This window comes from Photobacterium proteolyticum, assembly GCF_001939735.1.
GTDB classification, from domain to species: domain Bacteria; phylum Pseudomonadota; class Gammaproteobacteria; order Enterobacterales; family Vibrionaceae; genus Photobacterium; species Photobacterium proteolyticum.
Genome location: NZ_MJIL01000071.1, coordinates 32,666 through 48,913, shown reverse-complemented (window position 1 = coordinate 48,913; position 16,248 = coordinate 32,666). Strand labels below are relative to the sequence as shown.

At 46.9% G+C, this 16,248-nt stretch carries 11 protein-coding genes; 4 read left to right on the top strand and 7 right to left on the bottom strand.

Going from position 1 to position 16,248, the window contains the following annotated elements; all coding sequences use genetic code 11:
- The coding region (locus BIT28_RS12900; RefSeq protein WP_139310469.1) for an Ig-like domain-containing protein at positions 1–3,145 on the top strand (3,145 nt) is incomplete at its 5' end.
- A gap of 190 nt (positions 3,146–3,335) precedes the next feature.
- Here the strand turns inward: BIT28_RS12900 and BIT28_RS12895 are convergent.
- The 5 genes from BIT28_RS12895 to BIT28_RS12875 form a co-directional block, all read right to left on the bottom strand.
- Entirely contained in the window at positions 3,336–4,262 is a 927-nt protein-coding gene (locus BIT28_RS12895) for an IS5 family transposase (protein WP_075764301.1), read from the bottom strand.
- A gap of 811 nt (positions 4,263–5,073) precedes the next feature.
- A complete protein-coding gene (locus BIT28_RS12890) occupies positions 5,074–6,237 on the bottom strand; it encodes a glutathionylspermidine synthase family protein (RefSeq protein ID WP_075764299.1) in 1,164 nt (387 codons plus the stop codon).
- A 376-nt stretch (positions 6,238–6,613) separates the two neighbouring features.
- On the bottom strand, positions 6,614–7,300 hold the full coding sequence (locus tag BIT28_RS12885; RefSeq protein WP_075764297.1) for a ChrR family anti-sigma-E factor: 687 nt from the start codon (positions 7,298–7,300) through the stop codon (positions 6,614–6,616).
- Positions 7,293–7,862, bottom strand: coding sequence for a sigma-70 family RNA polymerase sigma factor (locus tag BIT28_RS12880; RefSeq protein ID WP_075764295.1), 570 nt, complete (start codon positions 7,860–7,862; stop codon positions 7,293–7,295). The genes BIT28_RS12885 and BIT28_RS12880 overlap by 8 nt, the downstream gene beginning before the upstream one ends.
- A gap of 89 nt (positions 7,863–7,951) precedes the next feature.
- Positions 7,952–8,557, bottom strand: coding sequence for a hypothetical protein (locus BIT28_RS12875; RefSeq protein ID WP_075764293.1), 606 nt, complete (start codon positions 8,555–8,557; stop codon positions 7,952–7,954).
- Positions 8,558–8,746: 189 nt separating this feature from the next.
- Here BIT28_RS12875 and BIT28_RS12870 point away from each other — a divergent pair, with 189 nt between their 5' ends.
- Positions 8,747–10,090 carry a DUF4397 domain-containing protein gene (locus BIT28_RS12870; protein ID WP_075764291.1) on the top strand — a complete coding sequence of 448 codons (1,344 nt, stop codon included), beginning with the start codon at positions 8,747–8,749 and terminating at the stop codon, positions 10,088–10,090.
- Between the two features lie 167 nt (positions 10,091–10,257).
- Here BIT28_RS12870 and BIT28_RS12865 read toward each other — a convergent pair whose 3' ends face one another.
- Together BIT28_RS12865 and BIT28_RS12860 are read right to left on the bottom strand one after the other, a co-directional pair.
- Positions 10,258–11,517, bottom strand: coding sequence for a sensor histidine kinase (locus tag BIT28_RS12865; RefSeq protein ID WP_075764289.1), 1,260 nt, complete (start codon positions 11,515–11,517; stop codon positions 10,258–10,260).
- 5 nt (positions 11,518–11,522) lie between these two features.
- Positions 11,523–12,203: a response regulator transcription factor gene (locus BIT28_RS12860; protein ID WP_075764287.1), complete on the bottom strand. Its 681-nt coding sequence runs from the start codon at positions 12,201–12,203 to the stop codon at positions 11,523–11,525.
- Positions 12,204–12,361: 158 nt separating this feature from the next.
- Between BIT28_RS12860 and BIT28_RS12855 the strand changes: the two genes are divergently transcribed.
- Positions 12,362–13,153 carry an efflux RND transporter periplasmic adaptor subunit gene (locus BIT28_RS12855; protein WP_075764285.1) on the top strand — a complete coding sequence of 264 codons (792 nt, stop codon included), beginning with the start codon at positions 12,362–12,364 and terminating at the stop codon, positions 13,151–13,153.
- An 11-nt stretch (positions 13,154–13,164) separates the two neighbouring features.
- Positions 13,165–16,221 carry an efflux RND transporter permease subunit gene (locus tag BIT28_RS12850; protein WP_075764283.1) on the top strand — a complete coding sequence of 1,019 codons (3,057 nt, stop codon included), beginning with the start codon at positions 13,165–13,167 and terminating at the stop codon, positions 16,219–16,221.
- The last annotated feature ends 27 nt before the right edge of the window (positions 16,222–16,248 follow it).

The window sequence follows — 16,248 nt, the reverse complement described above, 5'->3', positions numbered from 1 at the left end:
CCTGAACTACACCCCCAATGCTGACTTTAATGGCAGTGACAGCTTTACCTTCGCCGTGACGGATAATGAGGGGGGAGTGTCAGAAATGGCCACCGTTGAACTAACAATTGAAGCAGTTAATGATGCACCTGTCGCTGAAAACGATGTCTTTGAGTTTGATAAGGATGATGAAAACCAATACAGTTTTTCCGTATTAAGTAATGACAGCGATGTCGATAATGACACCTTAGTCGTTACTTCTGCTTTTGCTGATATTGGCAATGTTTCGATTGAGAATAGCCAGTTAGTTTTCGCAGCACCGTCAGGCTTCATTGGCTCATTGGAGTTAACTTACCTTATTTCTGACGGTAATGGCGAAACGGATACCGCAACGATAAGTCTGACAATTAATGGCTTGTTTGATGAATTGGCACCAATGCTCACCTTGCCAGAAGATGTTGTAATTAACGCAACGGCTTTATATACCAAAATAGACTTAGGAGTAGCGAAAGCTGTTGATGTAAATGGTAACTCCTTACCCGTCTCGTTAGTAGATGATCACCTGATGTTCCCGCCGGGAATTACTAAAGCTTACTGGCAAGCCACTGATGCTGATGGCCATCAGTCAATATCCGCACAGAATGTGCAAGTGCACCCATTAATTTCTATCGGTAAAGATCAAATAGTAGTTGAAGGAAACACTGTTACCGTTAACTTCTACTTAAATGGTACATCTCCAACTTACCCTGTAATTGTGCCGTTTTCTGTATCAGGCGATGCAATAGAAGGGGAAGACCATAGCCTTGTGTCAGGTGAGGTGGCGATTGGAAAAACCAATACCGCAAGCATTACCTTTGAAACGTTTGATGATGGTATTGCTGATAATGGTGAAACTATTGTGGTCAGCTTATCCGATACTGTAAATATTTCATCGCAATCCGTACAAACAATTACCCTTTCAGAGGAAAATATCGCACCAGAGGTGATACTAAGTGCTATGCAGCAAAATGAAAGCCGCATGTTATTATCGCAAGCTGATGGTGAAGTGATAGTAACAGCAGCGATTAGCGACCAAAACGTCACAGACACCCACGCTTTATCATGGTCGAGCACTTCTGATGAACTAAGTACATTCATCAGTGGGGAAATGTCAAACATTGTCTCGTTCGATGCCGCGGAGTTATCGGTAGGCGTTCACAAGTTAACTGTAGTGGTCGATGATTCCGGTACACCAGTAGCATCAACGCATGCGGAAATCTACTTAGAAGTTGTAAGTACGTTACCGACATTAACCGATATTGACACTGATGGAGATCTCATTCCTGACTTACAAGAAGGGTTTGGTGACCAGGATGGCGACGGTATCGCAGATTACCTAGATGCTATAAATGACTGTAATATAATGCCTGAAACTGTCGGCACACAGGTGACATTCCTAGTTGAAGGTGAATCTGGGGTTTGTTTACGTAAGGGTTTAGCCGCCACTGATGTACAAAGTGGCAGTTTGTTATTAACGCAAGAAGAAGCGATGCAAGCTGTAGGTGAAGATACTGAGTTTGAAATTGTTGGTGGTATTTTTGACTATGTAGTCCTCGGTTTAGAAAAGCCTGGCCAGGAATACAAGCTGGTATTACCACAACGTCAGCCAATTCCAGCCAATGCTATTTATCGTAAATACACTGATTCTGCTGGCTGGAGTAACTTTGTCGAGGATGCCGAGAATCAGCTATTTTCGACTTTAGGTGAGCCGGGCTTTTGTCCGCCTCCAGGTAGCAAGGAATGGCAATTAGGTCTGACTGAAGGTCATTGGTGCGTACAATTACAAGTTGTTGATGGCGGCCCGAATGATAATGACAGTATCGCGAATGGAAGCATTGTTGATCCAGGCGGTGTTGGCGTTTATTTGAACAGCAATATGGTGCCAGTTGCTGAAGATGATGTCATCACCACAATTTGGAACGAAGCTGTTACTATTGATGTATTAACCAATGATGTTGACCCAGATGGCGATGAACTTAGAGTTATAAGTGCAAGTGCAGATTTCGGTGTAGTCGAGATCATGGCAGATACTTCATTAAACTATGTTCCGCAAACAGACCATGTGGGAGCGGATACCATCACTTATGTGGTTTCTGATGGTAATAGCGGAACAGTAAGTGCACAGGTCAGTATTACAATAATTGGCAACCGCATTCCGATTGCCAATAAAGACAGTGCGTCGACTGATGATAGAACCGCAATTAACATTAATGTACTAAATAACGATGTTGATGACGATGGCGACACATTAATCATTACCTCAGCCTCCGCAACTTATGGTGCAGCCGTTATTATCAATAATCAGGTTCAATATACTCCAGCAGTTGGCTTTGACGGTACAGATACAGTGACATACACAATTTCAGATGAACAGGGCGGTGAAGCAAGTGCAACTATCAATATTAATGTTGATGCATTTGAAAGTACGACTGTAGTGAATGAGTCTAAATCCGCTGGTGGCAGCATGTCATTATTGACATTACTGTTATTTCCATTGCTGATTCTAAGGCAGAGGAACAATATCAAATTCGTTAGCTTTATTATGTTGGCATTAAGTGCACTTTCTCTTCCAGCTCAGGCTGAGTGGGGAGTAATAGCAAGTTTGGGTCAGGCAAAAGCAAACGTATCGAAAGCCAAACTGAATAGCCAGTTAAGCATGCTTGATGCGCAGGTAGTCACATTAGACGATTCGGATCGCAGCTGGAGACTTGGTGTTATTTTTCAATTTGACAATAATGTGTTTGTTGATATTAGCTATCAGGATTTAGGAAGTTTTTCTGTAACGATTGATGGTATGACATTAGATCAAAGTGCGTTCCAGCAAGCAGCTGCCGAAATTCAACCAATATCAGCTGGTGGTATATCTACAGGCGCAGGTTATCAATACAAAATTAACGAGGAATTGTACTTAGGTGCAAATATTGGTTTGTTATTCTGGGAAAATAAGAACACCAGCAGTGGTATATCAACGCTGAAAAGTGAAGATAGTGGCACTGATGTTTATTATGGTATTGAATTGGGATATCAAATAACCAGCGACCTTGACGTTGGGTTAAACTACACGTTATTTAATATTGATGCACATGATATCGGCAACCTAACCATAACTACGCGTTACATGTTCTAACGACAACTAAGGCCCCACTTTTTTGGGGCTTTATTTTTGAGCCATGGCAAGCTGCAATGTGTCTATATGTAGCATCGTTGATTGTGATTATATTTGATGAAAACGCTCCCACAACAGTGTCTGTTACAGTTGGCCAGGCTTTGTTGCGTAAATCGAATTTAAGCTGAACGGATTCAACATTTGTTTGGGGTTAATCAACTCTAATTGTTTGAGGCATGGTAAGGCTCGATAGCTTATTTAAAGCTCTAACAGCTGCGTAGGCTTCACCTACTTGAGCATCATAATCTTTTAGACTCAGGCTTGAACCAAGAAGTCGTTTATATCTCGACATTGCCGTTTCGGATATTGACCGAGAGTGATAGCCCGACGTTTTCTTCCAGTACTCATTGCTACCTTGTATGCGTTTGCAAGCAACGGCTTGATTTCTTGGGTGCCCGTCTTCCCAGTATGCTGCACCACTTTTTGGCGGTATGAGTGGCCTTGCGTGTTTACGTTTAATCGCTTGATAACATAGACGAGTATCGTAAGCGCCATCACCTGATACTGACTGTATTTTGCGATGAGTTTTCTTCAATAATTCAGGAAGAACTTCACCATCCGTAACCGTTGAAAGGGATAGTTCAGCACTGATTACCTGATGTGTATCAGCGTCTACAGCAAGATGAAGCTTACGCCATAAACGCCGCTTTTCGGCACCATGCTTCTTGGCTTTCCATTCGCCTTCACCGAATACTTTTAGCCCCGTTGCATCAATAGCGAGATGTCGAATTTCACCTCTGATAGGCATTTTAATTGAAACATCAACGTCTTTTGCTCTTCGACTGAGGCGAGTATAACTTGGGCATTGTAGTGACACTTTCATTAACGCCAGTATCGAGTTAATAAAGCCTTCTGTGGCACGCAGTGATAGGTTGAATAGTCGCTTAATCATCAACGCTGTAGTAATGGATAGGTCGGAGTATTGATTACTGCGGCCACGTCCACCATGAAGAGACGAAGAGCACCATGACGATATTGCTTCTTCATCAATCCAGAAGGTTATTGAGCCTCTGTTGATCAAGGCTTGGTTATACTCTTTCCAGTTATTGGTCTTGTAACGGACCTTGGTTTTACTCATGGCTCATATAGCTAACGATGAAACATGAACGTTCAGATCGTCACTTTCCGAGAGAGTTCAAACTGATTTACGCAACAAAGCCTGTGTCTCAGGAATCCCCACAAAATTCCCTTTCCATTCAATAATTAGACACGAAAACCATCTTCAAATCTAATGCATTATCCACAAACACAGAATTTAGAAAGCAGGTTGCTTGAGGCTCAAATACGACACTAAACTTTTAACAATCAAAGCCATAAGCCAAGTAAACCAACGCATGTAACGAACCTAATCATAGAGAATCATTCATGATTTTGTGGGGATTCCCCAGAGCCTGTGTAACGTCTTGGTTTAACATGTCATATATATAGCCTATTGTATCTAGTGTAATTTTATTCCAGTTAATTATTAAGTCGTCTTTATGGAGTCTATCATTAAAGAACGCCCTGTTGTTTCTTTTGATAGTGCCCCCACAGCATGGACATGACTGAACCACCCAAGAGCGCACCCATCGCGATATTGAGGGCGCTTTGTCTTCTGGTGGTTGATCGGTAGTGACTGATGAAACTCCCCGCCGCTGCCGATCCCATACAGCAAAGACAATCATTGAGAAAAAACTGAAAGCATAATAAAACCCCGAGAAAAAAAAGAATCCTCAGGGTAAATTGAGTCGTGCGAGCCGTATTGAATGATATTGCTCTATCGGCTCACTGATTGTTATTGAGACGAGCTACCGAGAACTGTTACAAAATTATATGCGGCAGATATCGTGACATGTCCTGGGTAACCCGGGAGGTATCTTCACGGNATTGAGACGAGCTACCGAGAACTGTTACAAAATTATATGCGGCAGATATCGTGACATGTCCTGGGTAACCCGGGAGGTATCTTCACGGATTGAGATCCCACCCGCTTTGTCATCAACCAGCCAGCTGCCAATCAGGGTGTAATAGTCGCCAAACTTTGGCAGCGGGTGATAGGCCTGGTAGATCACGCCTTCATCGCCGTAGGGGCCTTCGGTTCGCAGAGTCTGCCGGCCTGCCTGGACGATTTCAATGTTGGCTCCTTCTCGGGCAAAAATTGGCTTGATGACATAATCTTGCAGGTTGCCGAGCTTTCGATCATCGGGAAAATAGGCGGGCAGCAGGTTGGGGTGACCTTCAAACTTTTGCCACAGCATCGGCAGCAACGCCTTGTTGCTCAGGATTGACTTCCACATCGGCTCCAGCCAGTTGACGTTGGCCCCCGCCAGTTTGTTGCCGTATTCCTCGCGAAACATAAACTCCCACGGGTAGAGCTTGAACATCCAGCGAATCGGTCTATCTTTCAGATCGGTAAATTCGCCCTTGCCGTTCAGGCCAATATCTTCAACATGGACAAAGGCTGTCGAGAGTCCGGCTTCTTTGGCACAGTCTTCCATGTATTGCACGGTGCCGCGGTCTTCTTCGGTATCTTTGCAGCAGGAAAAATGCAGGGTCTGGCCCGGCTGGTGGCTGGCCAGTTCCTGAAAGCGCCCCATCAACAGCTCCTGCAGCAGGTTGAACTGATCAGCATCTCGTCTTATCGAGCCGTTTTTGACCAGATCTTCCAACCACAACCATTGCCAAAAGCCGGTTTCGTAGAGAGAGGTGGGCGTATCGGCATTGTTTTCATAAAGCTTGGCGTGTCCCTTGCCGTCGTAGGCAAAATCAAGCCGGGAGTAGAGCGAGGGCTCTTTTCGTTGCCAGGAATCGTGGACGTTCTGCCACATCGACTCGGGAATTTGAAATCGCCGCAGCCAATATTCGTCGCGGATAACGGTATCGACGATTTCGAGACACATCTGGTGAATTTCCTCGGTGGGATCTTCCAGATCCCGCTCGATCTGCTCGAGCGTAAACTGGTAGTAGGCGGTTTCATCCCAATAGGGTTGATCGTACATGCTATGAAAGCCGAAGCCATATTCTTTGGCAAGCGCCCGCCAGTGCGGTCGCTCTTTACTTTCAATTCGGAGCATGTTTTATCCTTATACTGCTGTTTTATAACAATAACCCCGAGTGTACATGGCTTGATAGCTGTTGGCAGCAGCTTGGGTAGCAGTTTTGGAACAGAGTTTGACCTGGGATTGGTAGAAGAAGGCCTCTTCAATGGTTGGTTAGTGATGGAGGGAAGAGGCCTTTTGTACCAATAGCGGACGCTAGCTTCGCGTAATTGTTCGGTACTAACATCCCGAAGGAATGCAAAATCCAGTGTATGGGAGAGGTTTAGAGTAAAAAACCTAATTGACTAAGTTCTAATCAGCCTTAATGATGTCATCTCCAATTACCAGTTGTATAGTGAGCTGGTAATTGGAGGTCGGCGAAATGGGCCGTATAAGAGTAGGTAGGTTTTACTTAGCGGAAAAACAGTTGGCTAAACGGGTTCAGCAAGGTGGCAAGTCCATTGGTGAAGTGCAATGGAGCATCGAGCAGTGTCAGACACAGGCAATCCTGATCCGCCCGGGTTTTGGGGGCATGGTGATGTGCCGAGGTCTGGACAATAAAATCACCGGGCTTGTAGGTGGCATGTTCATCCATAAACTCACCAGCAAGCACGAGCGTAATCTCTTGCCCCTGGTGGGTGTGCTGCGGTAGCGAGCTATTGCAGTCCATGTAGATGAAGTTCATTTTGCTGTGGCCGCCGGTGGTGACATTGGCACGTTTGATGTTTCCGGGCAAGCGGCTCCATGGCCCGATATGATCCTCATGACGTTGAAGCGCCCGGGGAAGCCGGAACTGTTTATTGTTGATCTCAATGTGTGCATTGGTGACGGCAACGACGTCATCCTGAGGAATCTCATCATGGCTCAGAATATTGTCAAGCAGCTCATTGAGCTCTTTTGATTGTGCTTCAGACGGGGTTTCTGATGACACCAGTGCCAAGTCCTGAGCTTGGTTATTTTCTAACTCGGTAACTCGGGCCCGGCAATGGCTGCATAATTCCAGATGGGCACTTAACATGATACTTGAAGCCGGGTCTAGCTCACCCGTCGAATAGCATGCCAGTATGTCATTAGTAGGGTGAAAGTGGATATTACTCATCCAAAGCCTCCTTCATTTTCTGCAGGGCTAACCGAAGCCGACTTTTTACTGTGCCCAACGGCACACCTAATGCGTCAGCCACATCCTGGTGGGACGCCCCCTGCAAGCAGATAAGCCGGACAACTTCGGCTTGGGCTGGCGGCAAAGTATCAACAAGCTCTTTTAACTCGCGATGGACGATGGCATGAAACTCTTTTGGAAGACGCTCCGGATCGACGTCTTCGCTAAGTGTCGGCCACAGATCGTCCCCCTGAACCCAATCATTTTGATGTTTGGATTTGCGAAGAAGATCGAATTTCACATTTCGAGCGACAGAATAGATCCACGTTAAAGCTGCACCTTTAGACGCATCGTACAGGTGGGCCTTTAACCAGATCTTTAACATCGTTTCCTGGACAACTTCCATTGCCATTGCGTCATCTCTCAACTGTTTGCGCGAAAAGTTGAGTAGTTTGGGTGCCAGCAGGACGAATAGTTTTTCATAGCTCTGCTTACATCGAGAATGAGCAATATTAAACAGTAACGAGGCCACATCGATAGTGGGTTGTTCTTCGTTGAGCATGGGCTCCTTGATCTTCTCGGAGTGAGTATTTCGACTGATTTTTATCATCGTTCTACTGCAAGCATGGGATCAATACCTGTTTAACGCAACTATCTGGTATATCGATCACTCTGGCGGATCATTTTTTTGAGATAGCGGAGGCAGAGGGTTGGTTCAGGTTGTTTTAGTAGGCGTTGTTTAGTCTGTACAGGTAATGGAAGCAGCTCCAGCCATCGCCAGCAAAGCCAGCATGGATCAGCATTAAACTCATACCCGATATCGTTAAGCGGCTGGTGGCAGGCATATTCTGCCTGCCACTGCTGAAGCTGGGTGACAACCCGGTCGCTTTCGCTTGCCTTGATATCGGAATGCCATAGAGGAAAAAACCTGGCCTTAAGAAGACGATCGGATCTGTGATGCTGCTCAGTATCGACTCTTCCCCAGAGACTAAGCTCAAGCTCGACTATAACCTGATCCTCAGAAAGCCAGTCAACATTCTCAATGGTGGCAAACGTTACGATATCTCCTGTCTTGTTGGCTGTCTCACCATCGCTACCTTGCATGACAATCCACATTCCTTCTGAACGTATTGCTTCGAGAATGGTGTGACTAAAAAGCATTCCGCGGCCTCTGATTTGATGCTTCTGTTGAGGCAGTAAATGTTCAGTGGTCGCTAGTACAGGCAGGGTACGTGAAACAAACAGTTCTTGCGGCACGGGCATCTCCGAATAGTCTTTTTTTATTCATTACGCAGCAATTGAGCAAATAGATGACTGTAATAAAAAACACTTTGAAATGATTAACCTAGCCTCTTAAAGCAGAATTTTGTCTGGATTTTATGATCGAATGTATGGCCTTGTTCGTAACTATTTCCGACCAACAATGAACAGGAAGAGGGTATTCGAATGAAAGCCAATTCGTTAGCGTTAGTGTTAGGTTCGGCATTTTTATTATCGGGTTGTTTGCTTGACGATGAGCCCCAGTTACGCGTGACTCACGCCAGTAGCGATGCACCACTGGTTGCAATCACGCTAAACGGCAAAATGGTTGGCGGGCTGGAAGAAGTGGATTATCAGGCAGCAAGTGGATTTTTGAATCTTGAGGAAGGAACTTACAACGTCGGGGTAGAAGCATTGCTTCCCGGCGATGAGAAAGTCGAGGTGATTGGGGCCAATCTGGACTTTGCGCCTGACATGCAATACGACATTGTTGCGCTCAACAATGCCGCCGCTATTGAAGCTGTTGTGCTAAGTCGTGAGAGCATCGGGCCGGGGGCTGGTGAAGTCCGTATCGATGTGTTGCATGCACACCCCGATGTACCAGGCGTAGATATCTATCTGACGACTGAAGAGAGTATTGAAGGTGCGCAACCTGCTGTTGGCGGGTTGGAGTTTAAGGTTGATGATATGGCGTTGCCTGTCACAGTCGAAGCCAAGACCTATCGAATCCGGGTTACCCTGGCTGGCGAGAAAGATGTTGTTTTCGACAGTGGCGATCTTGAGCTGGTGGGGGGCAGTGACTTGATGATCACGGCAGTCCCGAATGTGGACGGTGGAGCAGTTTCGCCAGTAAATCTTTTGGTCGCTGACGGACAGGGTGTATTAGTGTTGCGAAATAAAGAAGAGAAAGCAGCCGTGAGAGTAGTACATGCTGTTGATGATGCGCCTGAGGTCGATGTACTGGCTTCTGATGAGCCGGTTGACGGTCTTACTCTGATTGCTTTCAGGGAGTTCCGGAGTCTGGATCTTGCACCTGATACTTACGATCTGAGTGTGGCTGCATCCATTGATAACAGTTTGGTTGTTATCGAAGCGCCGGACACCAGCTTTGAAGCAGGTACCACAACCAGTATTTATGCCGTCGGTAAACTGAACAGTATTACTGATTCAACTATCGAACCATTGGTTATTCCAGAAGATCTGCGTTCTGTCGCGCTGTATAGCAAACTGCGAGTGGTACATGCCAGCCCGACGGCCGGTGATTTAGGCCTGGTTGATATTCATGCCTCGGCAGATGGTGTGTTTGATGAGACAACGGCTGTCCTCAAAGGGGTTGATTTCAAGGGCACCGCCACATTAAACGTGCCTGCCGGTACTTATTTCCTGGCTGTGATCCTAGCCAGCGATGATACCTTCACTCCGGCTGTCGAAGCCATGGCTATGGTCGAAGATGGTGGTGTCTACTCGGTGGTGGCCACAGATGACTTTGCCGGTGGCCTGGTACTGAATGTTGATAATTCCGCGCCCTAGACGACACAATACATAGTTTGAAGTGTTATCTGTTCGAGCCAACCGTTGCCAGCCGTAAGGCTGGCTTTTTTCGGACTGGTAGCATGATCAAATCGCTGTTAGTACAACGCTACCTGTTTTTCGCCCTTGTTCGACATAGACATCGGATACAAAGCAAAAGCATAAGTTTAGCTCGGGTTTATCAGTAAACGTAATGTTGCTGTACATCCCTGCTTCGGGTTTGACTTTAGCTCAAAGCCCCAGCCATAGCTTTGGCACAAACGCTTGACGATAAGAAGTCCGAGGCCGTGCTCGGTTTCGGTGCTGCCTGTCAGGCCGCATCCGGTATCAGTCACGCTGATGGTGTGGTTATCAATATGGATGGTGATGTGCCCCTGCCGGGTAAAGCGAATTGCATTATTAACCAGGTTTTTGAGGAGCATTGCCAGCACCGGCTCGGGCAGGTTGAGCTGGGTTTCGGGGTCGATCGCAAAGTTTAGCTTTACCCCGTCTTTGAGTTTGGCACGGAATTTATCCAGCGGTATCTCATTCTCACTAACCACTCTCATGGTGCCCGCTTCGCTGGCATTTTCTTGTTTCACTATATTCAGCAAAACCTCAACGGTTGCATGCATGTTCGTGGCCGCAACGAGAATACGCTCCCGTTGCTTGGCCTGAAACACCGGATCGTCCTTCATTCCCTGGAGATTCGCGGCGCCAAGTACGATGGCGATGGGGGTTTTTAGCTCGTGGCTGGCATATTTGGCGAACATCAGCTCCTGTCTGGCGAGGCGCTCTTTCATTTGTTTGTATTCGTTCAAATGCTTGGTAAGGGTTTGCAACTCGTCAATCGAACGCTCCGAGACTGAAAATTCGTCATTATGATTGTGTTGTAGCTGGTGGCTAAGCTCCATGACGGGTGACATTAATCCATCGAACATCCGTTGCAGGGAGAAGCGCAAGAACGTAATTAAAAATATCATTAGTGCAAATGATATCAGCATGAGTACGTACCAGCCGTCATCGCCAAACTCGATAGCCAGTGCGTCAATCGTCAGATAGAGCGGTGTTTTTTTACCCTGAAGATCGATGAAGCTTGTATGGAAAATGATAAAGCCATCTTCATCATACGGACGATGTCGGGTGATGACATTTTCAGTGAAGGGCATTAGTTGTTTAATTCTATCAGGTAGGGCCGCTTCATTGTAATAAGCGTTTACATGCGGGCTGAGCTGAGCGAAGTCATTCTGTATTAGGGCGTAATGTTCTGTGGCAATTTGTTCGAAGGATGCCAAATGCTGAGCAACCTGGTTATCTTCATTGATCACCAAATATAAAGAGAAAGGGAAAAAGGCCAGAAAGGTTGAGGTCAATGCGATGCTGGAAAAGATGAATAGTAACCTGGTTTTGACGTCTTTAATCGTATTACCATGAAAGAATTTGAACATCTTGATTACTCTTCTAGCCGAAAGCCAAATTTTGGTACTGTGACCAACATAGCTTTCTTGAAAGGCTTATCTAGCACATTGCGCAATAAATAGATATGGCCGCGCAGGAGATCTCTATCGGGCGAGTCTTCACCCCAGATAGCATGGATAAGTGTTTCGCGTGAGACAACCTCAGGCGCAGCTTTGACGAGCATGGTGAGAATTTGGTACATCACCGGGGTGACGGTCAACTCAACACTCTCACGGGTCACCAGGTGTGAGTTTTGGTCTATTTTCAAGTTGCCGAATTGAATGATGGAGCTGGCGACTTCTCCGCGATATCGTTTGATAATGGCGCAGAGGCGAACTTCCAGCTCCTGAAAATCAAAGGGTTTGGTCACAAAATCATCAATACCGCTTTGATAGCCGTTGAGTAAGTCTTCTTTGCCGTTCAATGCTGTCAGCATCAGGATAGGCGTTGTACATCCTTGTTCCCGGAGCTCTCTTGCGACCTGCAAACCGTCTTTTTTGGGCATCATCACGTCAAGAATAATGGCGTCGAACTCGTTTTCGATTGCGAGCTTGAGGCCTCGTTCGCCATTGGCGGCAAAATCAACGTCTGCTCCTTTGACTTCCAGAAAGTCGGCCAGAATACCTTGCAACTCGTCATTATCTTCAACGATTAATATCTGTTTGTTAGTCAGCATGTTGCCTCGGTAATTTCGGAAGTGAATGTTATCTGGTCTCTGTTTTCTGGTTCCTATAGTAGCAACTATTTGTCGAATTTTTGTCAATTCGACCCGTCGACAAAAACTTGACATATTTGCCCTCAGACTTAATCCATCGACAATCGAGGGTTATCGTCATGAAAAAGAGTTTGATTGCTACAGGCTTAACTGTTGCCTTGCTATCAACGCCTGTATTTGCGGTGGATCTGATCGGCCACACCAAGAGTAAAAATATGATCAATGTGGTTTCTGAAATTAGCGGTATGGTCGAGATGTCAGAGTTTGAGACCGGGTCGCTAGTCTCGCAAGGTAGCGTGCTGGCCGAAATTAAAGCGCAGGACTTCGAACTGGAGGTCAGCAAGCAAAAGGCTAACCTTGCTTTGGTCAGGGCGGATCTGTCTATTAAGCAATCTCTCTACAACCGGTATCGTGAACTGAGAAACAAAAATAGCCTTTCACAGAATGAACTCGATATTGCCGTTGCGGACTTTGAGGCAGCCAAAGCGGCGGTGGCACTGGCTCAAATCGAGCTGAAAAAAGCCCTGCTCGATTTAGCGAGTACCCGAATTAGCGCCGATATGGATGGCTATATTATTAATCGTTCGGTGGAAGACGGTGCCTGGGTTAGTCAGGGAGACTTGCTGTATCAGGTCGTCAATATTGATGTGCTTAACGTACGTTTGTTAGCCAGTGAATATGATATCGGAAAGCTCCGTGTCGGACAGGAAGTTGAAGTGTGGGCAGAGGCGAATCCCGAACTCAAAGTCCGCTCTTCCATCAAGCGTATCGGCGTGGAAATTGATCCGGTTACCTTTGCATATCCTGTTGAGGTAGAAATCAATAATCCCAATCACCTGTTCAAGCCCGGGATGTCAATCCATGCATCGACAACACCGGCGAACCTTACTGCTTCTAACAATCAATTCTAAAGGTCAGGATCATGCAGGGATTAATTGCCTATTTTGCTCGCAGGAGTTTTCTCGCCCGTATTTTGACGGTGATGGTATTGATGGTCGGTATGGCTTCTTTGAGCATGCTGAAGCTCCAGGAACTGCCGGATATTGCATTTGAAGAAGTGGATATTACCACGCAGTATCCGGGGGCGACGGCGCAGGATATTGAGCTGAACATTACCAATCAGATTGAAAAGGAGCTCAAGTCCGTTCAGGGGATCAGGAAATATACGTCGCAATCGACGGAAGGTGTTTCTCATATCTCCATCGAGGTGGATGAGGCGGCCGATATCACCAAAGTTTTGCGCGATATTCAGCAAGCGGTCGATCGTGTGAAGAGTTTGCCCAAGGATATTACCAATCCGCCAGTGGTCGAACAGCGCAGTACATCCGCGTTCGAAGTGATGACGTTCGGTGTGAGCCATGATGGCGAATATGCCGAGTTGCAGTCTTACTCCCGGTCACTGGAAAAAGCGCTAAAAAGTCTCTCCGGTGTGGGTAGTGTGACCATGACGGGGTTCAACGAACGTGAGTTCTGGATTGAGGTCGACCCCGAAAAAGTCAGTCGCTACCAGTTGACTTTTGATGACGTGATCAATGCGGTCAATAGCCGAAACCTGTCGCTATCCGGCGGGGTGGTGGAATCGTGGGACAGCGAGCAGCGCATTGTAACCATGACGCAAATCCAGTCGGTAGCAGAGCTGGGGCAACTGGTGATCAGGGTATTGCCATCGGGTGGCCTGGTTCGTCTGGCGGACATTGCGACTGTCACCGACACCTTTGAGAAAGCGACCGAGCAAGCGGTGATTAATGGTCAGTCGGCGATTTTATTTTCTGTGACCAATAGCGCCAGTGCTGACATTATTGCCACGATTGATAGCATCAAAGCACTGATAAATGCCGAGCAGCAGCGCTTAGGCGATCAATATCGTTTTGAGATTGGCTTGAATCTGGCTGATGACATGAGCGATAAGTTCACGATTGTCTCGATCAACGGCGGGATCGGGTTGATATTGGTGTTGCTGGTGCTGAGCTTGATCCTCAAGCGTCAAATTGCATTTTGGGTAGCGGTCTCGATTCCGTTTTGTGTGCTGGGCGTGATGGCTATTTTACCGTTTTTAGGTATGAACCTCGACAGTATCACCTTATCGGCACTGCTGCTGGTGATCGGTATTATTGTGGACGACTCCGTGATTATTGCCGAGAGTATTTACCAAGAGAAAGAAAAGGGTAAAAGGGCGCTGGAGGCCGCCATTGACGGAACCCGAAAGGTGATAAAGCCGATTATGGCAAGCCTGACGACCACGGCTTTGGTCTTTATTCCGATGTTCTTTATTCCCGGCACCATGGGCAAGGCGGTTATCGTGATCCCCTTAACGGTGATTGCTGCGCTGTTGTTCTCGTTATCTGAATGTACGTTTACTTTGCCGGCACATTTGGCCAACTCGCTCAAGAGTACCGAGCAGAAAGCTTCCCGTCCTGATCGCTTTCAGTCCGTTACCTCAGCTTATACCCGGTTACTGGCGGGTTGTCTGAACTATAAAAAGAGTGTCTTGTTGGTGGCAATGCTGATGCTGGGAACTAGCGGTTGGCTGGCTACGACACTGAAGCTGGATATTTTCCCTTCTGAGGCGGCTAAATATATTGAAGTTTACACTGAGGTAACGCCGGGGACACCTCTGGATGATGTCAAAGCAGCACATTTCCAGCTTGAGCAGGCTATCCAGGCGCTATCGGATAATGAATTGGTGAGCTATCAGCTGACCTATAGCAGCCCTGCGACATCGGGGTTGATTGTGTTATCGAGTTTTGAGCAGCGTGAACGCAGTGCCGAAGAGATCCTTGTTGAGTTAAATCAACAGCTAGAGACGGTGGATGAGCTCTCCTTCGTCAAGCTGTCGATCGATGCCGGTGGGCCACCACCGGGTGAGCCAGTCGAAATAAGGGTGCTAGGAGGTAATCAATCAGAGCGAGAAGAAGCCGTAGTACAGGTCACGGACTGGCTTAACCGGCAATCAGGTCTTAATAAGGTGACTAACAGTGAAGCGTTGAAAGATCCTCAGTTACAAATTATGCCTCAATATGAATGGCTGGCTCGTTACAATCTGACTGTGGCTGACTTGGCAACGACGCTGCGAATTGCTTTTGAGGGCGAGACGGTAACATCGACCTGGCTAGGTGATCAGGAAATTGAAATGCGAGTGCTGATGGATGCGCAATACCGCAACATTCAGCGTCTGAGCACAACGAAGGTATACACGGCGAATGGCGCTCAGGTGCCATTGAGTCGATTGGCAAAAGTGGAGCACATTGACGTACCGCGCCAGATCCAGCACTACAATGGCGAGCGTCAGGTGATTGTAACATCGCAAATTACGGATCAAGAGTTGACACCAACCATGATTAGTCAAACGCTAACGCAGGCGCTAGAAGGCAAAATACCGGCCTCGGTGAAGGTGGAAATCGGTGGTGAGGCTGAAAATACCAATGAGACCATGAGTGGTTTCGTCGTGGCCTTTCCGGCGGCCATCATAGGGATTTATTTCGTCCTGGCTGTGATGTTCGGTTCTTTGCTGCAACCCATGCTGGTGATGGCCGTTATCCCGTTTGCCATTGCAGCCTCGTTAATGGCACTTTTTGTTCATATGCAGCCATTGTCTCTTTTTGCACTCATCGGTGTGCTCGGTATGACAGGAGTGGTCGTGAACAACTCGTTGGTGTTGATAAACCGGATCAACGAGCTGAGAGCGGAAGGCAAGGTTGTGCTTGAAGCGATAGTCGACGCTTCGACAAGTCGTTTGAGACCGATAGTACTCACGTCAATGACAACGGTAGCCGGGTTGCTTCCTCTGGCGTATGGCGTGGGTGGAACTGATGTCTATATGGGGCCGATGTCGCTCACCTTAGGCTATGGCCTGTTGTTCTCTCTGCCCGTAGTTCTGATTGTTATCCCGTGTCTGTATCTGACATTTTTTAGTCGAAGCATGAAGGTCTGCGACACAGAAGAAAGCCAACAAATGCGAACCGGGTCGACATTTGCGTAAAACTGATATGGTATTCATTGCTTATAG